Raw genomic sequence first — 19,321 nt, 5'->3', positions numbered from 1 at the left:
CGACACGTCCGGGACGGCCCGCGCGACGCGCGGCGGCGGGCCGCGCGTCGGTGGTGTCGAGCTTCACTCGCCGGAGGAGTTCCCGTCGCTCTGGCCGGAGTCGCTGCCCTCGCCGCCGGACTGCTCGGAGTCGCCGGACTGCTCGGAGTCGCCGGACTCGCCGGATCCGCTCGATTCGTCCGACCCGCCGGAGTGACCCGAGTCGCCGCCGGTGCCCGTGCCACCGCCACCGTGCGGGCTGCCGTACTCCGGACGGTCCTCGGGGCTGGGGCCGATCGGCACCTGCAGGGTCACCGCGCCCGCCTTGGCGAAGGTGAACTCGATCGGAATCGTCACCCCCGGGCGGATGCCCTGTGTCAGCCCTTGGAGGGAGATTCGTACCGTCTCGCGCTGGTCGTCGCCGGTGGCCTCGGCAGCGGTGACCTTGCCCGAATTCGCGGTGTCCGAGACCGCGTAGAGCCTGGTTCCCGATGGAATCCGTTGGGTTCCGCTGATCTCGACCGAGCTCGCGTAGCTACTGCTGACACCGACCAGCCTGTCCTGCTGCTCGCCACCGTTGACCAGAACGGTCTCGATCGGTGCGTTCGACCCCTCCGGGTAGACCGATTCCCCTTCCGGGTAGGTCAGGGTCGCGTCCCGGACGAACATGGTCTTCGTTTCGGCGCTCGCACCGTAGATGGAGGCGACCTGCTGCGAGGTCTCGGCCTGCTGGCCGGTGGCGCAGCCGGAGAGCGCGGCGACGGCGCCCAGGCCGACGACCGCGGGTACCAACCGCTGGCGAACTGCCTTGCTGTGCTGTGGGCGGCTCACGGATGCAGCGTCCTTCCTGCTTGCCGGACAACCGGTATGAGCCTAAACCGTTGTCGTCGGCGACGTTGGTCGCACCCCGGCGGATGTGCCCCGTGTCCCGTTCGCGGTGTCGTCCTCGGGCGCGGAAACCCTGCCTTGCGCACCTGGGAAGCCGGGGCGCATGCACGGGGAGAGTCGGGTTGTCAACCCCCTAATCGTCGCCTGACCTGCAACGAAGATGTCGAGCCCGTCGAAGTCGCGTTGCTGACCATGCTAGACTGGGCGCAGCGAAAGGGGCAGAGGACACATGGTTTTCAAGGTCGGAGAGACCGTCGTCTACCCGCGTCACGGCGCTGCGCTGATCGAGGCAGTCGAGACACGTGTAATCAAGGGCGAAGAAAAACAGTACCTCGTACTTCGGGTCGAAAAAGACAACCTCACCGTTCGTCTTCCCGCCGAGAACGCCGAGCACGTCGGGGTGCGAGACGTGGTCGGCCAGGAGGGTCTCGATCACGTTTTCGACGTGCTGCGTTCTGATCACACTGAGGAGCCCACCAACTGGTCGCGTCGGTACAAGGCGAACGTCGAGAAGCTCGCCTCCGGTGACGTGAACAAGGTGGCCGAAGTGGTGCGTGATCTCTGGCGGCGTGAGCAGGATCGCGGGTTGTCCGCGGGCGAGAAGCGGATGCTGATGAAGGCCCGGCAGATCCTGGTCAGCGAGTTGGCGCTGGCGGAGGGGACCGACGAGGGCAAGGCCGAGAGTCTGCTGGACGAAGTCCTGGCGACAACGGTCTGACGACTGTCCGAGCGCTGTGGACACTGTAGCGCTGGTCCCGGCTGCCGGGCGGGGCACCCGTCTCGGCGCCGGTGTTCCCAAAGCACTGGTTCGGGTACTCGGGCAGTCCCTGTTGTCGCGCGCCGTCCGTGGGTTGTTGGATTCGGGAAGCGTGGGGCACGTCGTGGTGGCCGCCGCACCGGACCAGCTCGACCTGATGGGCCGCGAGGTGCGAGACCTCGGTGACCGGGCGCACGTCGTTCCCGGGGGCGGTGAGCGCACCGACTCCGTTCGTGCGGCGTTACGTGCCGCGGACCGGTTGGTGCCTTCGGCGGGGATCGTGCTGGTGCACGACGCCGCTCGTGCTTTCACTCCTGCTCGGGTGATCCGCGACGTGGTCGGCGCGGTCGAACGGGGCGCTCGTGCCGTGGTGCCGACGCTGCCCGTGGCGGACACGATCAAACGGGTCGACGACGACGGTGTGGTGGCCGAGACCGTGGACCGCTCGCCGCTCCGCGCGGTGCAGACCCCGCAGGGATTCACCGTCGACGTTCTCCGCGAGGCCTACTCGGCGGCTGGAGACGTGGCCACCGACGACGCCGGTCTGGTGGAACGACTGGGGTATCCGGTGGAAACGGTCGAGGGACACACCCATGCCCTGAAAGTGACCACTTCCTTCGATCTGGCGGTGGCCGAGGCCGTGCTGGCCACCGCGCCCGCCGAACTCCCCGAATCCCGGTTGGACACTCCCGGTAGTCCGGATGACACGGGAAGTGACAACTCCCGAAAGGTGCGGTGACGAGTCGTGAGTGCCGAGCCGTCACCGGTCGGGCTACCCCGGATCGGTCAAGGTGTCGACGTTCATCCGATCGTGGCGGGCCGGCCGTGCTGGATGGCCGGACTCCGCTGGCCGGACTGCGACGGCTGTTCCGGACACTCCGACGGTGACGTCGCGAGTCACGCCCTCTGCGACGCGGTGCTGTCCGCTGCGGGGCTGGGGGACCTCGGTTCGGTGTTCGGCACCGACGATCAACGGTGGTCCGGGGCGCACGGTGTCGATTTCCTGGCGCACGTGCGTGGCCTGCTCGAGAGCGAGGGCCGCAGGCTCGGCAATGCCTCGGTGCAGGTGATCGGCAACGCCCCCCGAATAGGCAAGCGCAGGGCGGAGGCCGGTGCCGTGCTCGGCGAGGCGCTCGGTGGTGAGGTCTCGGTTTCCGGCACCACCACCGACGGGCTCGGGCTCACCGGAAGAGGAGAGGGAATCGCCGCCATCGCCACCGCTTTGGTCTTCTGAGCGGTCCCCTTGCGTAGCTGGCTGGGTAGCCGGCACGTGAGTCGGCGCCTTGCTGTGTTGGGCCGGCTCTTGAGTAGCGACCTACGCGGCGAGCGGCCCGGCCTTGCAATGCATCCGACTCACGCACCGGGGACGCCCGCGCTGCGTCGCTCATGGTCGCTTCCCGACGGTAGCCCCCGGGGGCGTCGATTTCTCGCGAAATCGCCGGGCCATCGACGCAGGCCGCACTCCGACCACCCTCGCAGCTCGCACCGCCGCGGGTTCTCCGGTGCGGCTCTCGCGAGGACGGCCCCGACGTTGTGTAGGTCGCGCTACCCGATGTCGGGGCACCCGCAGCGAGAGTCGTGCCAGAGGTTCCGCCAACCACACCGCCAGGCAACCCGAGCCGCCGACCGAACAAAAGTGGTGATGTTCACCGCATCGGCGGGACGATGAGGTGGTGCGCGCCAGTACTGTGGACCCGTGACCGTGCGCGCAGTGCTCTTCGACTTTTCCGGCACCCTGTTCCGGCTGGAGCAGGACGAGTCCTGGTTGGCCGAGGTGACCGACGAGGCCGGGAAGCAGTGGGACCTGGAGGCCCAGACCGAGCTGATGCGGCGGATGACCGCCCCCACGCAGCAGGTGGTCAAGCTCTCCCAGGAGTACCAGCAGGCGTGGGACGAGCGGGATCTCTACCCGGACCAGCACCGCAAGGTCTACCTGGAGGTGCTGCGCAGTTCGGGCCTGACCGAGCCGGCGCAGGCCGAGGCGCTCTACTCACGGCTGATCGACCCGGACTGCTGGACGCCCTATCCCGATACGGCCCCCGTGGTACGGCGGCTGCACGAGGCGGGCGTCCGCAACGCGGTCATCAGCAACATCGCCTTCGACATCCGCCCCGCGCTGGACCGCATAGGGATCGGCGGGCATTTCGACTCGGTGTTGATGTCCTACGTCGAAGGTGTGATCAAGCCCGATCCGAAGCTGTTCCTGCGTGCCTGCGAGCGGCTCGGCGTCGAGCCGGAGGAGGCGCTGATGATCGGCGACAGCGTCGAGGCCGACGGTGCCGCCACCGAGGTGGGCTGCCGGTTCGCGCACGTCGAGCCGTCGCCGACCGACGAGCGGCCGGACGCGTTGCTGCGGGCCGTCGCCGATCACGGGGTGTCGCTGTGAGCCCGTCGGTGGTCGCTGTAACCCGACCGGATTTGTGATCCGCACAGGTCTTGCCCGTATCATCACGGTGTGAGCCTGTACCTGCATGACACCGCGAGCCGCACCACACGTGAGTTCCAGCCCCGCCAGGAGGGCTTGGCGACGTTGTACCTGTGTGGGGCCACGGTTCAGGACCTGCCGCACGTCGGTCACGTGCGCAGTGGGCTCAACTTCGACGTGCTGCGGCGCTGGCTGACCCACCTCGGCTACGAGGTGCGGCTGGTGCGCAACGTCACCGACATCGACGACAAGATCCTGGCCAAGGCCGCCGAGGCCGGACGGCCCTGGTGGGAGTGGGCCGCCACGCACGAGCGCGCGTTCGAGGACGCCTACGACCGGCTCGGTTGTCTGCCGCCCTCGGCCACCCCCAGGGCCACCGGGCACATCACGCAGATGGTCGAGCTGGTGCAGCGGTTGATCGATCGGGACCACGCCTACGCGGCCGACGGCGACGTGTACTTCTCGGTGCCTTCCTTCCTGGAGTCCTACGGCAGGCTGTCCGGGCAGCGTCCCGAGGAGATGCAGCAGGCCGAGGAGGCGGTTCCGGCGGGCAAGCGCGACCCGAGGGACTTCACGCTGTGGAAGTCGGCGAAGCCGGGTGAACCGAGTTGGCCGGCCCCGTGGGGCCGGGGACGGCCGGGGTGGCACCTGGAGTGCTCGGCGATGTCGACCTACTACCTGGGGGAGGAGTTCGACATCCACGGCGGCGGGCTGGATCTGGTCTTCCCGCACCACGAGAACGAACTGGCGCAGTCCAACGCGGCGGGCGACGGGTTCGCCCGTTATTGGCTGCATAACTCCTGGGTGACCGCCAGTGGCGAGAAGATGTCGAAGTCGTTGGGCAACACGCTCGGCATCGCCGCGCTGCTGCAGCGGGTCCGCCCCGTTGAGCTGCGGTATTATCTGGTCGTACCGCATTACCGGTCCACGGTGGAGTTCTCCGACGAGGGGCTCGAGGAGGCGGTCGCGACCTTCCGCAGGATCGAGTCGTTCCTGCACCGCGTGGTGCGGCGCACCGGCGAGGTCGCACCCTCCGGAGTGACGGACGAGTTCGCAGCGGCCATGAACGACGACCTGGGGACGCCGCAGGCCATCGCGGCCGTGCACAACGTGGTTCGGGAGGCCAACGCCGCGCTGGACGCCGGTGCGGACGAGTCGGCCCGCGAGGGGGCGGCTCGGGTACGTGCGATGCTCGACGTCTTCGGGCTCGATCCGCTGGCGCCGCACTGGGCCGGTCGGGAGGGTGCTTCCGACGAGGCGCACCGGGCGCTTTCCGCGCTGGTCGACGCTCTGCTCGAACAGCGCAGTCAGGCACGGGCCGACCGCGATTTCGCCACCGCCGACGCGGTTCGGGATCGGTTGCACGCCTGCGGTATCGCCGTCGAGGACACCCCCGACGGTCCGATGTGGACTTTGAAGGACGGATAGCTCGTGCCGGGAAACGACAAGCGCAGGGGCGCGGTACGCAAGTCGAGCACCAAGAAGGGCATGGTCGTCGGATCGGGTGGCCAGCGCCGCAAGGCTCTCGAGGGCAAGAAACCAACCCCCAAGGCCGAGAACAGGTTCAACCACCCCGCCAAGCGCAAGGCCGACGCGCGCAAGCAGGCGCAGCAGCAGCGGGACAAGCGCCGCAAGGAGTCCGACGACGCGGGTGAGCTCGTGGCGGGCCGCAATCCCGTGCTGGAGTGCGTCCGCGCCGGGGTGCCCACCACCGCGCTGTACGCGGCGGAGGGGATCGACACCGACGAGCGGGTGACCGAGGCGGTCCGGCTCGCCGCGGACCAGGGGATCTCCGTGGTGGAGGTGCCGCGTGGCGAACTCGACCGGATGACCTCCGGCGCGCTGCACCAGGGACTGGCGCTGCGCGTCCCGCCCTACGAGTACTCCGAGCCGGACGACCTGCTCACCGCGGCCCGGAACTCCGGGCTGCCGCCACTGCTGGTGGCCGTGGACGGGGTGACCGATCCCCGCAACCTCGGGGCGGTGGTGCGTTCGGCGGCTGCGTTCGGCGCGCACGGCGTGCTGCTGCCACAGCGGCGCAGCGCCGGGATGACCGCGGTGGCGTGGCGATCCAGCGCGGGCACCGCCGCTCGGATACCGCTGGCCAAGGCCACCAACCTCAACCGCACGCTCAAGCACCTCAAGTCCGAGGGGCTGATGGTGGTCGGCCTGGACGCCGACTCCGACGTCACCTCCGACGAGCTGGAGCTGGCTACCGATCCGCTAGTGGTCGTGGTGGGCTCCGAGGGGCGGGGTCTGGCCCGGTTGACCAGGGAGAACTGCGATCAGACCGTGTCGATTCCGATGAGCTCCGGGGTCGAGTCGCTGAACGCCTCGGTCGCGGCCGGAGTGGTGCTCGCCGAGGTCGCGCGTAGGCGCAGGCTGAGTTGACGCCCCGCCTCGGCCATCGCGTGTCGATGCCGAGGATGGAGGCCGAGCTCGCCGTTCGATCCGATGTGGACGACGAGCCGCCGGTTCGGTGCGGTGCGGCGCGGCCTGTTGTGTCGGTCGTCTCACCGCCGAAATCACCGGTTCCGTGCCGGTGCTGCAGGCGGCTCGGTTAGAGTCTGACGGACCGCAGGCCGGCAGCCGCGCTGCACGCCGAACCGAGCTCGGACCCACATGTCGTTCGCAACTCCGCTTTTCCTCTGGTACTTCCTGCCCACGGTGCTGCTCGCCGTGCTGCTGGCGCCGCGTTCCTGGCGCAACGCGGTCGTGGCGGTGGCCAGCCTGGTGTTCTACGCCAGCGGTGCGGGCGGCACCACGATGCTGCTGCTCGGCTGCATCGTCGGGAACTTCTTCGTGGGCCGGAACCTGGAGCCCGACGAGTGGCGGCTGGACGGCAGCCGCCGCAGACTGCTGCTCACCGCCGCCGTGTTGCTCAACCTGGCAGTGCTGGGGGTGTGGAAGTACGCGGGTTTCGCGAGTGAGCAGGCGGCGGTACTGGCGGGGTGGTTCGGCGGTCACCTGCCCACGTTCGAGGTCGTCCTGCCGATCGGGATCTCGTTCTACACGTTCCACCACATCTCCTACCTGGTGGACATCTACCGTGGTGAACGCCCGGCGCTGCGGGAGCCGGTGGCCTTCGTGGCCTACATCGCGATGTTCCCGCAGCTGGTGGCCGGGCCGATCGTGCGCTACCACGAGATCGCCGACCAGCTGCCGCAGCGGCGTACCCACCGGCTCGACGACATGGCGGCGGGCTTCCCCCGGTTCGCCTGGGGGCTGACGAAGAAGGTGGTCATCGCCGACAGCCTCGCCCCGGTGGCCGACGCCTGCTTCGCGACTTCGGAGTCGGAGATGACGTTCGCGATCGCCTGGCTCGGCGCGATCGTCTACACGATGCAGCTCTACTTCGACTTCTCCGGGTACTCCGACATGGCGATCGGGCTGGGGCGGATGCTGGGGTTCCGGCTGCCCGAGAACTTCGCCCGCCCGTACTCCTCGGTGACGGTCACGGAGTTCTGGCAGCGCTGGCACATGTCGCTGTCGCGCTGGTTCCGCGACTACGTCTACATCCCGCTCGGCGGCAACCGCGACGGCACGTTCCGCACCTACCGGAACCTGACGATCATCTTCGTGCTGACCGGGTTCTGGCACGGCGCGGCCTGGACGTATCTGGTCTGGGGACTGTTCCACGGCATGCTGCTGGTGCTCGAGCGGGCCACCGGGGCCTACCGGATGCCGGTACGGCCGGGAGCGCGCGCGGCCCGGCGAGCGGCGACGATGCTGCTGGTCACGTTCGGCTGGGTGGTGTTTCGGGCGCCGGATCTGGGCACCGCCGGGATGATGCTCGGCCACATGCTGCTTCCCGACCTCGGCGGGGTGACGGCGGTGGTCGACGCGGCACTGACCAACCAGCGCACGCTGCTCCTGCTGGTGGCCCTGCTGGTGGTGCTGCTGCCCGCCGACGACGCCACCGGCACCTACATCGAGTCGGCCCGCGGCCGCACGGCCACCGGCGTCCGGGTCGGCGTGATGACGGCGGGCACCGTCTACTCCGGCCTGCTGGTGGCGGCGGGCTCCTTCAGCCCGTTCCTGTACTACCAGTTCTGAACCGTGACCCCCGAGAGCCTCTGGTGACCCCGGTGCCAGGCCGCCGTCCGTTTTTTCTTCCGAGCCGGAGGCGATCCCCGGGGCTCGGGTACCGCGTGGACCCGTAAGGCTGCGAGTCCCCCCTCGATCTCGGGTGTGTCGTGTGTACGACACACCTCTCCCGGGATCGAGGGGGAGGTGAAGCTTCTCGGTATACCGGAATTGTGACTTCGGAGCTTCACCCCGCGCGGGGTGTTACACCCGCGCCGAGCCGGGGGTTACGGGCAGAGCGGCGATGATGGGCCGATAGTGCCCGAGCATGAGCGCCAGGGCTTACCAAGGACACGGCCGGGTTCGCCTAGATCGTGCGTTGCCTGACGCGCGGACTTCACGCCCTCTGACGGCGGTCCGCACGGCTGTGAACCGTGGCCAGGACTTGTAACCCTGCCCACACGCTGCCTGGACCGCATGCGGAGGGAGCCTATTCCGTGCTAGACTCAGCACTGCTTTATTTCTCTTGGCAGATGGAATATAGCACGAGCCCTCTGATTCCGATCAGGGGGCTCTTCTGCGTGTGTAGGCGGTCGTGGCGATTCTTCGTTCGTCATCTGGCCGGGAACTCTGGCGCGGCTGCCACTTTTCGGCTATTTCTAGGAACCGATTGCAGTACGGCTGGTGCGTCACGGTCACGCTCCCGGATGAACGGCCTAGTGGCTGCACGGTCAGTTCCCCGTGCCGGTTGCCCAACAGGGTGCGGTTCACCCTCGCTGTCCGTACCCCCAGTACTCCGGAATCAAGACATCCGTCAGTCGGCACTGCTGCTCGGCGTGGCCAAGCTGGTTTTGGGCTTGGTGATAATAATGTGCTGTTTCTGCAACAGCGAACATCGCACGATGGTTGGGTGGATCGGCGGTGCGCTTGATCGCACATTCGGTCCAGTCTTTTGCTCCGATATTCCTCAGAAGTAGGGACCGCTAGTCGGGCAACGACAGCAGCACAAGGTCGGAGCGCGATGAGGATCGGGATCGGATATGCCAACGTATTCCCACTTCAGGATGTCTTAGAAGAGCAGTCCGGCTCACAACCCCTGTGTGGAGTAAAAACAGAAGTGATATTTGCCATATGGCGCAGCACGAGTTTTTTTCTTCGTGTCTGGAATCAACATGGTCGCCGGTGTAGTATTTCGGACGAAACTGATCTTGGCCGTAAAGTCGCGAAGTGGTCTCCCTGGGGAATCCGCGAACGGCTGGTCGGTCAGTATAATCCTCGACGGCAACAACACGTGTGGGGGACACGATGAAGTACCTCTTACGGAAAAAGAGTGTCGTGACGCTCCTTGGGCTCACGCTCAGCGCTACCCTCTTGCTCCCCATGGCCAATGCGGCGCAAGCACCACATCCCAGTGTTGCGAACGCGAGTTCTCAGGAGATCATTCAGGGCGTCTTCTTTGGAGTCGGTTCTGTCGCTGAACCGGCGAAAGTAGAGGTTCAGCTTCCGGAGGATCTCAGCCGAGACAAGTACAACCAACAGATCAATGAGTTCCTCGCGGAACTGCGTGCTGAGGATCCGGACAGGTTCGACTCCGTAGCAGCCGGTTTAACCAGCGGTTCGGCTCCTAAGGTGGAAGAAGCGCTGAACAACGGAGGCAAATGGTTCAGCACCGCAGCCGGATCCCAAGCTCAGCAGAACACGGATGTTCGACCACGATGCGGTGCCGTTTGGGTATGTGTCGCGGCAGCCGCTGCGATCTCGTGGGTCGGTGTGCAGAACGCCGTCGCCGCCACGAGCGTGGCAGGGCTCACCCAAGCGGTGGTTGCATGGAATGGTATGTACTTGCCGAGCTCCACTTCGGCGGGTAACGCTAGTACCGTCGAACGCGACCGTGCGATCAGGATCATTACCGAGAATCTCGCCCGATGAATGAGTACGACGATAATAGGTTGGAGAGCGGCGTAGGCAGCAGGCGAGTCCTGTTCCAGAGGCGGATTCAATACGTCTTTAACGCGGGTGTACTACTAGTATTCCTGCTGCCTGCCGTGCTACTCACATTATTCGTTCCGAACGCCCTCATCGATCGACCGCAGATATCGGGCTTCGTCACAATGGTACACGACGTTCTCCCGCAGGGGTGGGGGTTTTTCACCAGAGACCCCAGGGAACCGGCGATCACGATATGGGAACCGATCGGACAGAATCGGTGGGAGCAAACTTCTGCTATCTCCAATGCCGCCCCGAAAAGCTTATTCGGCTTCGACCGCACCGTTCGTACGGAACAGTACGAAATCGATGCGTTGACGCAGAACACTTCGTCGGCCGGATGGGAGGAGTGCAAGAGCGGTGATGTTTCCCAATGCTTGAAAAACTTTCATGGCAGCAAGACTTCGACACGTTCCTCTGGTGAAGACCTCCGTTTCTGCGGAGAACTCGCACTCGTGCAGCAATCGCCTGTACCGTGGGCGTGGGCGGGAACTGAAACAATGATGCCGGCTGAATTCCGCGTCATTGAAGCGCAATGCCATCACTCGGAGCGACGGTGAGAACGGCACGATACCTGCTGATCGAGATGATCGATGAATGGCGTCATCGACAGCTGACCCACATGATGCACCACTCCGTGCACACTCCTCTGCTCGGAATAGCACGCAGTCTGCTGGCCTCCGGCATGCTGTTGGCTCTGGTAGCGACACCGACAACGCACTTGTTCTACGTCAGTGCGACTCGCCCCACCGGGCTGGTGTGCGACGGAATATCCGGATACTTCGGACTGTTTTGCCTCGTGCCCACGCAGTATCTCGAATTAGCGCGTTGGGTCGCGGTCGCGATTCTACTCGTAGTGACCGCTGGGTGGCGTCCACGTATCACGGGAGTTCTTCACTGGTGGGTTTCCTTCTCATTCTACTCCTCCACCAACGTGATGGACGGTGGAGACCAGGTCGCGGCTGTCATCACCTTCTTACTCATCCCGATCTGTCTAACCGACGATCGCCGTTGGCACTGGTATCGAGGCATAGAACACCGGCCGGACCATCCGGTTGCTCGTGTCGTCTCGCATATGACTCTGTTGCTGATCTGGATTCAGACCAGCCTGCTGTATCTGCAGTCGAGCGTGGAAAAGCTCAAGGTCCCGGAATGGCGGGACGGAACGGCAGTCTGGTACTGGTTGACGATGCCGCCGTTCGGCGCCAACCAGTTCCTACAGCCGAGCGTCACATGGCTGCTCTCACACGCCCCGATCGTCCTGGCGGCGACATGGGGAACGATAGCCATCGAGTTTTTCGTTGCCTGCACATTGTTCGCCGGTCACAGACTGCGCCGATGCGCCGCCGTACTAGCGCTCGGTCTGCACACATCTATCGCTCTCGTGATCGGGCTCCCCGTGTTCTCCACGATGATGTTCGCCGTGCTCCTGCTTTATTGCTTCCGTCCGGGAGACCCTCGGCTGTCACTATCGAGTCCACGCCTCTCGTCTCATGACCGTCGTACCGCCGAGTCAACAGCTGAGCCGATCAGCAAGGGGGTGTCTCCATGAGCAACAACACGCTCGCGCCCGAGGGCATCGACCCAGTGTCACTCATCGTCCTCACCCTTTCCCTGCTGGGAGTCGGGAGCTTGCTCATCACGATCGCTGTGCGAGGCCATCGCGGCCGACTTCGGTCCAATCACGCGTGCGGGGTACGTACGAAAGCTACTCTGACGGACTCCGCCGTGTGGTATCGCGTCCACCAGCTCGTGGCACCCTGGTTCGGATCCGCCGGAGCGCTACTGCTCGCGGCCGTACCGCCCTTTCTGTTGCTGCCCGGCGGACTCACCCGTGCGGTACCGGTCTCCATCGCTTTCGCAGTGTCCATGACACTGGTTATCGTCGGTGGCATACGCTGCGAACGTCGCGCCTTACGCGAACTGCGCACCGACTGACCCATGCCTTTCTCACCTGGTACCGCAACCGTACTCAGAGTGGGTAGCCGCGTCGGTGTCGCGCACCACGAGCTGGTTCGGTTCGCCTGGTGGTCGCGATCGTGTGGGTCTCTGTCAGCAGCATTCAGTTCGTTCTCCGGTTGCTGATGAGTCTGATCGGCGACTCGAAGAAGTCGCCGTGGTTCTGGATCCGTACGTTCGGTACTGGTGGCGTCGTATTGCTGCTGTGGTGGTGTTTTGACCCCACACGGCGTCAGCGGGAGAGATCTGAATGAGCGAGTCGCCTGCGATGACGTCGATCCGGTATCCGGTTGAGCTGGAATCGGTGAGTAAGGCGTATGGCTCCGGCGATAATGCTGTGACGGCGCTCGACGATGTATCGGTCAGTTTTCCGCCCGAGTGATGTTCTTGTCATGCGTAGTGGGCTATCACCCCCATGGCGATCGTCTTGATCGCGGAGAGGGTGATGAGTGTCAGGCCGATGCGGATGGGCCAGTTGGGTCGCCATCCGACGAGGCGTAGTCCGCCCACGCCTGTCCACCAGGTGAGGCAGTTCAGGGCGGAGAGGAAAGCGTGTAGTCCGGCCTGAAGTCGTTCCGGTTCGGCGAGATGCGTGAGCTGGTCGGCGATGGTAATGGTGGTGATCCATCCGCTGTAGGTGAAGGCGGCTACGGCCAGCCCGGTTCCGGCGCATTCGCGCAGCAGGATCGTGGTGATTGGGGAGAGTCGGGGCATGGCGATGGGTCCGCTTCGGTTCGACGGATTGGGTGTGGTGCGAGATCCCCGGCCGGGGTGGGGTGGGAGCGGCCCCTGCTCCCGGCCGGGGTGGTGCCGCGCCGGACGGGGGAGGGAGAACTCCGGCGCGGCACCGGCCTAGGGTGGGCACTGCTTCCCTCGCGGCGATTTCGTGGGAAATTGACGGTGCTGGGGCGGTGATTTCTCGAGAAATTGACGGTGTGGGTGGCCCCGCACGGCGGTGTGCGGGGCCGGGGCGGGCGCGTGCCGGAGGTGTCGGGGGTTTCACGGCACGCGCCCGGGTCTGCAATGGACGGTCAGGCTGCCAGCGGTGTATTCCGGTGCCTGCTGTTCAGCGGCCGAGAGGGTGCGGGGGTACTGCCGCTGGGTTCGTCGGGATCGGTGGTGGGCCAGCCCTGGTCCGGATCGTTGTTGGTGATCCACGCCGGAGGTATCCGGGGCAGCCGTGGTGGGCGGGGCGACAGGTATCCGATGGCGTGCAGGCAGGCGTCGCAGACCGACCGGCCGTCCTCGTCGGGCGGGCTGCTGCTGGCCCGAGCGCGGTAGGGGCCGCGTCGGGACAGGTGCCCGCACAACGCCCGCACCCCGTGGTTTCGGACTGCGGTGTTGGTGGGGCAGGCGTGCCACTTCGATTCGAACACGCTGGCGAACCACCCGTGCCGGGGAAACCGGGTCAGTGATTCGGTCCCCAGGCCAGCCGCGCCAACACCAGGGTCAGCAGCGCCAGAAGAAGAATCGTTGTTTCCACCTCGGACACGGCCCCTCCCGGAGACACGGCGTTTGGTGAGCAGGGGACGCAGCGCCAGCAGCAGCAGGGTCAGCGTCACGAGGACCACCCCGCTCTGGCACCGATGGCCTCGTCCAGCGCCTCGCGCAGTTGTGTCGCCTCGGCGAGGGTGAACAGTGACACCGCGCCCCGCGCGGGTGTCAGCAGGGCGATGCCGGAGGCGGTGGGTTTGAGCCGCAGCACGGTTCGGCCGTGCCGCTGCTGGTGACAGGGGATGTCGCGCCACCCCGACGGCGGCATCTCGGTAGGGCTGTCGGTGTCGAGATGGGCCAACTCGCACAGCCACGGCTCGTAACGATTCCGCGGGCTGGGTGGGTGGGACTCGCTGCCGCCGATCACGTACTGCAAACACACCCGGCAGTAGTGATGCCACCCGCCCAGAATCCGCTCCGGCGGGTCTGGGGCCAGCTCAATCGCCTGGCCGCAGAAACACGCCACCCTGCCTCGGCCCGCCGCAGCGCTAGCCTCGCGCTTGTAGGGCGCGGTGGCATGAATCTCGCCCGAACCGGTGCCGGTGACGAACCGGGGCGGCGGCGCGGACGACTCAACCAGCGACGGCATGGCGCACCACCCGTCCCCGCAGACCCGACCACGCGATCATGGAACAACACTGCGCGCACAGCTCCGGATCGGCCTCCGGCTCGCCGAGCGGCGTGATCTCACCCAGCCCCAGGTAGACGTGACACAGCGACAGCACCCACGAGGCCGTGTACTCACCCGGATGACGCTCGATCGCGTGCAACCGAGGCACCTGACCACACCGGTGATCGGCCTCCGTCGCCGCCAACACCACAAACACCAGGCTGCGCGGAAACAACGAACCCATCTCACACCACCCCCACCAGGCAGCCGAGGTGCGAAGGTTCCAGACGCGCAACGACACACGTCGCACAAGGCGATAGCATCAACAACGCTCCACTTCAGTAGTGACTGGATGAAGGAGCCACCCCCGCGTCCGAGGCCGCCAAGCACACGACGCGGGAAGGGCTACTCGTCCGGTGGTTACCGCCACCGGACGAGTGGTCGAAGGTTCAGTTTTGGTGCCGTCGCTCAGTGCTCGTAAACGAGTTCCATGCGTGGAAGCCGGGAAGCAGCGACTGCGCCACAAGGGGAGCGGAACCCGCACATCCCGTTGTGCCACAGATGTTCAGGGGTACTGTTCAACCACACGCTGAGAGATTCTCATTGATCAGTGGGCATTCTCAATGCCTCGTTCGGGGGATCACGTGTTGTGGGAAAGTCCAACTAGGCTGGCCGTATGGCCAACGCAGCGCGGGCACAAGCACTGGGTTCCGACCTTCGCGCCCACCGGAAGCGGGCAGGATTGTCCCTGGACAGGGCTGCGGAGATAGCCGGGTTGAGTCGTGCCAAGGTGGGCCGCATCGAGTTGGCTGAGCAAGGAATCACAGAAGCGGACGTCTCTGCGCTGTTGGTCGCTCTGGGGGTTTCCAAGGCTGAGAAGGACCGCCTGCAACGTATGGCTCGTCAGCTGGACGAGCCAGCGTGGTGGGAAGTTCACACCGGAGTCACATCGCAGCTAGCGTCACTGATTTATGCGGAGCAGCAGGCCACGTGCATCACGTACGTGACTCCCACAGTCGTTCCGGGACTGCTGCAAACACGGGCGTACACCCGAGCTGTCTACGAAGCCGCCGGGCTGAGTGACGAACAAATCGACGAAGCGGTAGCGGTTCGACAACATCGGCAGGGCATTCTCGAACGGTCCTCTCCCGTTGAACTGGTCGTCTATATGGACGAGTCGGTGCTGCTGCGTCCTGTTGGTGGAGCGGAGACTGCGGCCGAACAGCTTCGCTACATCATCAAGGTCAACGAGCGCGCGAACATCTCCGTCCGAGTTCTTCCGCTTGCTCTCGGGATGCATGTCGGTCTGGATGGGATGTTCTCAGTGCTGGACATGTCGAACGGCAACACCACGGTGCACGTCGAGACGCGCAATGCCGGAGCCATGCTGGACGAGGAACCCGATGTGAGACCATTCAAGACGACCATCCGCGCCCTGTCGGAGGTAGCGCTGGACTACTTCGATACGTCGGAAATGCTGGCTGGTTACTTGAAGCAACACGAAGGTTCACTATGACTGAGTTAACGCACTGGCGTAAGTCGAGTCGCAGCACCGACAGTGGCAACTGCGTCGAGGTCGCCCAGAACCTACCGGGGACCGCTCTCCTCCGGGACAGCAAACTCGGCACCGACAGCCCCGTCCTCGCGGTCTCCCCGCATCGCTTCACCGCCTTCGTCGAGGCGATCAAAAGCGACCGCCTCGACGGCTGAACCGCTGCCGTGAAGTCCCGCTCGGTACCGCCGGGCGGGACTTTCGCGTCGCCTTCCGCGACACGAGAGAAACCTGCTTCACAACCGGACAGTTCGGTGCCGGACTGACCTCGAAGTTCCCCGACAGCTGCCTAGCTGCGCGGCGTTCCGTGCACTGCCGGATTCTCGCCGAGCGACGAAACAGCGGCTACGGCTCGTCGTTCTCGGTCCCGAACGCGAGGTCCAACCAGAGTGGACCGATAGAACCGGGTCTCCGCCGCACGATGGCGCGGCGGGCATGTGCCGGTGGGAGCGAACGCGGCTCAGGTGTTGGTCACCGCGACGAAGGCACCCGCCGTCGTGGCGGTCTGGACCGCCAGCCGCACCTGCTCCACGGCCTTGTCGATGGCCTCGTGCACCGCCGTGTCGCCGTCGTGCTCGTCCAAGCGGCGTGCCACTTCGCGGGCCTCGGCCTCCGGCAGCACGTCGTGCAGCCGCTCGGCGGTGCGCAGCAGTTCAGCCAGCGCCACCACCTTCCGAGCCGAGTCCGAACCGGTCGCGAACTCCCGCAGCTCGTCGAGCGTGGACTGCTGCGCGCCGGGTTCGACGACGTACTGCCGGACGGGCCAGAAGCCCCAGCGCCGCTTGCGCTGTTCGTGGACGAGACCGCGATCCGTCAAATTCCGCAGGCAGGCGTCTCGTACTCGGCCCGCGTTGCCGCCGATCCAGTCCGCGGCCTCGATCGGTTCGTTCGTCTCGAACTCCTCGGCCAGCCCTTCGAGCACGGTGGTGGGGCGTTCGCCGCTTCCGGTGGTTCGTATCGAGCCGTTCCGGATGTTCACCCGACCCGCGAGCACGAGTTCGAGCAGTTCGGCACCGGCCAACGTGAGTTCGGTCGTCTCGCCGCCGGTACCGCCCTCGTCCGCCCAGGCGGTCAGCAGCAGCAGTCGTTCGGCCAACGGCATGGTAGGCATCCGTGCCCCCGATTTCCGGGACGTCGTCAGTTCTTTCGCTCCGCGCGCATCGCGGTGGCCAGCGCGATGCCGACGGCCAGCCCGATCGCGGCCGCGATGGCGGGGTTGCCGAGGAAGATCCCCACGAATCCTCCCACCACGGCGCCCAGTACCGCGCCGCCCCCGATCACCGCGTTGTTGTTGCTCTGGCTCACAGCCGATGCCCTTCTCGTGCGGATTTGGTGAGCGCGCTCACACCGGGAGTGTACGAAAGACGGGCGAGGTGAGGCGAACCCCGCAAGCGCTGCCTCACCCCGCGACTCAGGGAGCCGTCGACCTGCTTCAGTGGGACATGGCCTCGCGACGCGAGTTCACGAGGTCACCCACGGACATGCCGGAGAGCTCACTGCCGTCGTGCTTGGCGGTGTAGCCCGCGCCGACGTAGTCGGTGACCATGTTGCCCGCGGCGAAGGCCGCGGCCGTGGCGGCGACGGCACCGGCGGCGACGGCGGCCGTCAGCACGGGGGAGACGCCCTCGACGCTGTCCATCGGCTCGATGGCCCCGGCGGTAGCCGTCACCTGCTGAGTTGCGGCGTTCTCGATGCGGTTCATCCGTCTGCTCCTCAGGAAATAAGGCGAACAAATTGTGAACACCCTGCGATGTCCACCTGTTTCAGGTTAGATTCCCGCGGGGGCGGGACCAACCACCAAATTGCTGATTTTCGTAGCCGGCGATGCAGTGCGTATCGATGTCCGAGCGAGCACGAAACAGCCGTTTCGTGCTCGCTCGAACCCCGTGTTTTTCAGTTGTGCGAATGGGATACCAGGTCGGTGGGCGTCGTGTTTTCGAAGGCCGGTGCGAGTCCGGTCGTTCCGGCTATGACGGCCGCGAATCCGGATCGGTCGGAAACGAAGGTGTCCGGGTCGGCCATTTTCGCCGCCCGCTGCATGTAATCCTCCCGGTCCCGTTGTCCGTCGTAGAAGAAACGAACGTACTCGGTCATCCCCAGCAGGAACTCACGTATTCCTTTTTCGTACCACCGCAGTGCGCTCTCCGTTCTTTCGGAATCACGCAGCGCGGTGTCCAGTGCCTGTGACAGCGGGCTCGCGCTCAGAATTCCGAGGCACACTCCGGTGGACAGCAGCGGGTCTATGAATCCGGACGCGTCGCCCACGCTCACCCAGCCAGGACCGTGCAGCCGTTCGGCCACGTAGGACCAGTCCCGGGCGGTGCGGAACCGGCTGACCGGCTCCGCCTCGCTCAGCAGTCCCGCCAACCTCTCGGTGCGCCGCACGCGGTCCGTGAAAAGCTCGTCCGGTGTCAGCGAGGTGTCCCGCAGCTGTCCGGTGGGGGAGACGTAGCCGACGCTGAGCCGGTCCTCATCGAGCGGGATCGCCCAGAACCAGCCGTCGTGGTCGGAGACCCGTTCCACCAGGATGTTGCCGCGTTGGTCGTCTGGGAGGCGCCCGCAGTTGGTGAAGTAGTTCCAGATGGCGAGGTTCTTCAGGTCCTCGTGCCATCGCTGCTCGGCGTAGTGCCGGGCGATGGTCCTGGACTGCCCGGAGGCGTCGACCACGAAACGTGCCCCCACGACGTGCCTGGTGCCGTCCGGACCGGTGTACTCCACCCCGGTGACCTCGCCCCCCGATTCGACGGGGCCTTTGACCGTGGCCTCGAACTCCACGGTCGCCCCCAGCTCGGCGGCCCTGGTCAGCAGCAGTTCGTCGAACTCGTCCCGCCGGACGTGGTAGGAGTACTCGTAGGGACCCCCCTCGGCGAACTTGATGTCCCAGAGCCCGCGTTCCTTCCCCCACACCAGGCTGAGGCCGTACTTGCGCTCGAATCCCATCCGGTCGAGGCGCTCCGTCAACCCGAGCTGTTCGATCACGTCCAGCATTCCGGTGATCAACGATTCCCCCACGTGATAGCGCGGGAAGCGCTCACGTTCGAGTACCGCCACGCGGTGCCCCGACTGCGCGAGCAGCCCGGCGGTGCTCGCCCCCGCGGGCCCGCCCCCGATGACCACGACGTCGAATTCCGCCTCGGCTCCCCTGTCAATCACCGCTGCCCTGTCGACCACCGTTGTCGCCTCCGTACCGGCCGGTTCGTGTGCTGAGTTCGTTGCCCGTTCGTTCTCGTGGTGCGTCGGAGAGGCATCGCTCACCGGGGGAGGGAGCACGAGGCAGTGCCCCCCGGCATGCGGTGCCTGTTGCGCGCGACGAGTTCGTAGAGGCGCGCCGCGACCCATCGGGTCGGTTGGTGCAGCAGCAGCAGAGCCAGCGGCCGGAAACGACCCCCCACCGCCGCGAAGTAACGTCCGAACGCGACGGAACCGCCGGAGACCGTGCCGTCGGTGTCGACCCAGAGGATCTCGTGGTTCGCCCGCTCCGGCGTGACACCGAACCGATCCAGATCGAGCGACTGCCAGCTGGCCACCACGGCCGGGTGAGTGACCCACTTGCCCAGTAGTTCGATCGTTCGGCTGCAGAAGCCGCAGTCCCCGTCGAAGATCAGGTAAGGGGTGGGTGTATCCCCGGAACGGGATTCGGTCATG

At 65.9% G+C, this 19,321-nt stretch carries 24 protein-coding genes; 14 read left to right on the top strand and 10 right to left on the bottom strand.

Features of this window, described 5'->3' with window-relative positions; translation table 11 throughout:
• Positions 1-63: 63 nt before the first annotated feature.
• The gene (locus BLR41_RS15360; RefSeq protein ID WP_176798004.1) at positions 64-810 is read right to left on the bottom strand and encodes a copper chaperone PCu(A)C domain-containing protein; all 747 of its coding nucleotides are present in this window, start codon (positions 808-810) and stop codon (positions 64-66) included.
• 286 nt (positions 811-1,096) lie between these two features.
• On the opposite strand from BLR41_RS15360, the gene BLR41_RS15355 reads away from it, so the two are divergent.
• The 12 genes from BLR41_RS15355 to BLR41_RS23710 all read left to right on the top strand — a co-directional run bounded on the left by BLR41_RS15355 (position 1,097) and on the right by BLR41_RS23710 (position 12,402).
• Positions 1,097-1,585: a CarD family transcriptional regulator gene (locus BLR41_RS15355; protein WP_043576289.1), complete on the top strand. Its 489-nt coding sequence runs from the start codon at positions 1,097-1,099 to the stop codon at positions 1,583-1,585.
• Between the two features lie 16 nt (positions 1,586-1,601).
• Positions 1,602-2,363 (top strand): 2-C-methyl-D-erythritol 4-phosphate cytidylyltransferase, encoded by a 762-nt coding sequence (gene ispD / locus BLR41_RS15350; RefSeq protein ID WP_092629149.1) that lies wholly within the window; start codon positions 1,602-1,604, stop codon positions 2,361-2,363.
• Positions 2,364-2,369: 6 nt separating this feature from the next.
• Positions 2,370-2,858 carry a 2-C-methyl-D-erythritol 2,4-cyclodiphosphate synthase gene (gene ispF, locus BLR41_RS15345; protein WP_092629147.1) on the top strand — a complete coding sequence of 163 codons (489 nt, stop codon included), beginning with the start codon at positions 2,370-2,372 and terminating at the stop codon, positions 2,856-2,858.
• A 462-nt stretch (positions 2,859-3,320) separates the two neighbouring features.
• Positions 3,321-4,010, top strand: a complete 690-nt coding sequence (locus tag BLR41_RS15340; RefSeq protein WP_092629146.1) for an HAD family hydrolase — start codon at positions 3,321-3,323, stop codon at positions 4,008-4,010.
• 69 nt (positions 4,011-4,079) lie between these two features.
• On the top strand, positions 4,080-5,477 hold the full coding sequence (gene cysS, locus BLR41_RS15335) for a cysteine--tRNA ligase (protein ID WP_092629145.1): 1,398 nt from the start codon (positions 4,080-4,082) through the stop codon (positions 5,475-5,477).
• 3 nt (positions 5,478-5,480) lie between these two features.
• Complete coding sequence (rlmB, locus tag BLR41_RS15330) at positions 5,481-6,440, top strand: 23S rRNA (guanosine(2251)-2'-O)-methyltransferase RlmB (RefSeq protein WP_092629143.1); 960 nt, start codon at positions 5,481-5,483, stop codon at positions 6,438-6,440.
• Between the two features lie 231 nt (positions 6,441-6,671).
• A complete protein-coding gene (locus BLR41_RS15325; RefSeq protein WP_092629142.1) occupies positions 6,672-8,105 on the top strand; it encodes an MBOAT family O-acyltransferase in 1,434 nt (477 codons plus the stop codon).
• 1,275 nt (positions 8,106-9,380) lie between these two features.
• Positions 9,381-10,004, top strand: coding sequence for a sporulation delaying protein family toxin (locus BLR41_RS22560; RefSeq protein WP_143013091.1), 624 nt, complete (start codon positions 9,381-9,383; stop codon positions 10,002-10,004).
• The gene (locus BLR41_RS15315) at positions 10,001-10,621 is read left to right on the top strand and encodes an SdpA family antimicrobial peptide system protein (RefSeq protein ID WP_092629138.1); all 621 of its coding nucleotides are present in this window, start codon (positions 10,001-10,003) and stop codon (positions 10,619-10,621) included. Before BLR41_RS22560 ends, BLR41_RS15315 begins: the two co-directional genes overlap by 4 nt.
• On the top strand, positions 10,618-11,613 hold the full coding sequence (locus BLR41_RS15310; protein WP_176798003.1) for a sporulation-delaying protein SdpB family protein: 996 nt from the start codon (positions 10,618-10,620) through the stop codon (positions 11,611-11,613). The genes BLR41_RS15315 and BLR41_RS15310 overlap by 4 nt, the downstream gene beginning before the upstream one ends.
• Positions 11,610-11,999 carry an SdpI family protein gene (locus BLR41_RS24015; protein WP_092629133.1) on the top strand — a complete coding sequence of 130 codons (390 nt, stop codon included), beginning with the start codon at positions 11,610-11,612 and terminating at the stop codon, positions 11,997-11,999. Before BLR41_RS15310 ends, BLR41_RS24015 begins: the two co-directional genes overlap by 4 nt.
• A gap of 271 nt (positions 12,000-12,270) precedes the next feature.
• A complete protein-coding gene (locus BLR41_RS23710) occupies positions 12,271-12,402 on the top strand; it encodes a hypothetical protein (protein WP_281240965.1) in 132 nt (43 codons plus the stop codon).
• 8 nt (positions 12,403-12,410) lie between these two features.
• On the opposite strand, the gene BLR41_RS15295 is transcribed toward BLR41_RS23710, so the two are convergent.
• The 4 genes from BLR41_RS15295 to BLR41_RS15280 form a co-directional block, all read right to left on the bottom strand.
• Complete coding sequence (locus BLR41_RS15295; RefSeq protein ID WP_245694271.1) at positions 12,411-12,734, bottom strand: hypothetical protein; 324 nt, start codon at positions 12,732-12,734, stop codon at positions 12,411-12,413.
• Between the two features lie 317 nt (positions 12,735-13,051).
• The gene (locus BLR41_RS22555) at positions 13,052-13,396 is read right to left on the bottom strand and encodes a hypothetical protein (RefSeq protein ID WP_143013090.1); all 345 of its coding nucleotides are present in this window, start codon (positions 13,394-13,396) and stop codon (positions 13,052-13,054) included.
• A 182-nt stretch (positions 13,397-13,578) separates the two neighbouring features.
• Complete coding sequence (locus BLR41_RS22915; protein ID WP_176798002.1) at positions 13,579-14,103, bottom strand: hypothetical protein; 525 nt, start codon at positions 14,101-14,103, stop codon at positions 13,579-13,581.
• Complete coding sequence (locus BLR41_RS15280) at positions 14,087-14,368, bottom strand: hypothetical protein (protein ID WP_092629123.1); 282 nt, start codon at positions 14,366-14,368, stop codon at positions 14,087-14,089. Before BLR41_RS15280 ends, BLR41_RS22915 begins: the two co-directional genes overlap by 17 nt.
• A gap of 432 nt (positions 14,369-14,800) precedes the next feature.
• Between BLR41_RS15280 and BLR41_RS15275 the strand changes: the two genes are divergently transcribed.
• Positions 14,801-15,640 carry a helix-turn-helix domain-containing protein gene (locus BLR41_RS15275; protein WP_092629122.1) on the top strand — a complete coding sequence of 280 codons (840 nt, stop codon included), beginning with the start codon at positions 14,801-14,803 and terminating at the stop codon, positions 15,638-15,640.
• Positions 15,637-15,834 carry a DUF397 domain-containing protein gene (locus tag BLR41_RS15270; RefSeq protein ID WP_092629121.1) on the top strand — a complete coding sequence of 66 codons (198 nt, stop codon included), beginning with the start codon at positions 15,637-15,639 and terminating at the stop codon, positions 15,832-15,834. Before BLR41_RS15275 ends, BLR41_RS15270 begins: the two co-directional genes overlap by 4 nt.
• 302 nt (positions 15,835-16,136) lie before the next feature.
• Here BLR41_RS15270 and BLR41_RS15265 read toward each other — a convergent pair whose 3' ends face one another.
• The 5 genes from BLR41_RS15265 to BLR41_RS15250 all read right to left on the bottom strand — a co-directional run bounded on the left by BLR41_RS15265 (position 16,137) and on the right by BLR41_RS15250 (position 19,320).
• Positions 16,137-16,778: a GOLPH3/VPS74 family protein gene (locus tag BLR41_RS15265; protein ID WP_176798001.1), complete on the bottom strand. Its 642-nt coding sequence runs from the start codon at positions 16,776-16,778 to the stop codon at positions 16,137-16,139.
• A gap of 35 nt (positions 16,779-16,813) precedes the next feature.
• The gene (locus BLR41_RS22910) at positions 16,814-16,981 is read right to left on the bottom strand and encodes a hypothetical protein (RefSeq protein ID WP_175496980.1); all 168 of its coding nucleotides are present in this window, start codon (positions 16,979-16,981) and stop codon (positions 16,814-16,816) included.
• Between the two features lie 127 nt (positions 16,982-17,108).
• Entirely contained in the window at positions 17,109-17,378 is a 270-nt protein-coding gene (locus BLR41_RS15260) for a hypothetical protein (protein ID WP_092629118.1), read from the bottom strand.
• Positions 17,379-17,569: 191 nt separating this feature from the next.
• Positions 17,570-18,847 (bottom strand): NAD(P)/FAD-dependent oxidoreductase, encoded by a 1,278-nt coding sequence (locus tag BLR41_RS15255; protein ID WP_176798000.1) that lies wholly within the window; start codon positions 18,845-18,847, stop codon positions 17,570-17,572.
• A gap of 80 nt (positions 18,848-18,927) precedes the next feature.
• Entirely contained in the window at positions 18,928-19,320 is a 393-nt protein-coding gene (locus tag BLR41_RS15250; protein WP_092629114.1) for a thiol-disulfide oxidoreductase DCC family protein, read from the bottom strand.
• Position 19,321: the final 1 nt, after the last annotated feature.

The sequence above is a fragment of the Actinopolyspora mzabensis genome (assembly GCF_900101095.1).
Lineage (GTDB): Bacteria > Actinomycetota > Actinomycetes > Mycobacteriales > Pseudonocardiaceae > Actinopolyspora > Actinopolyspora mzabensis.
This window is presented reverse-complemented; position numbering and strand designations above follow the sequence as displayed.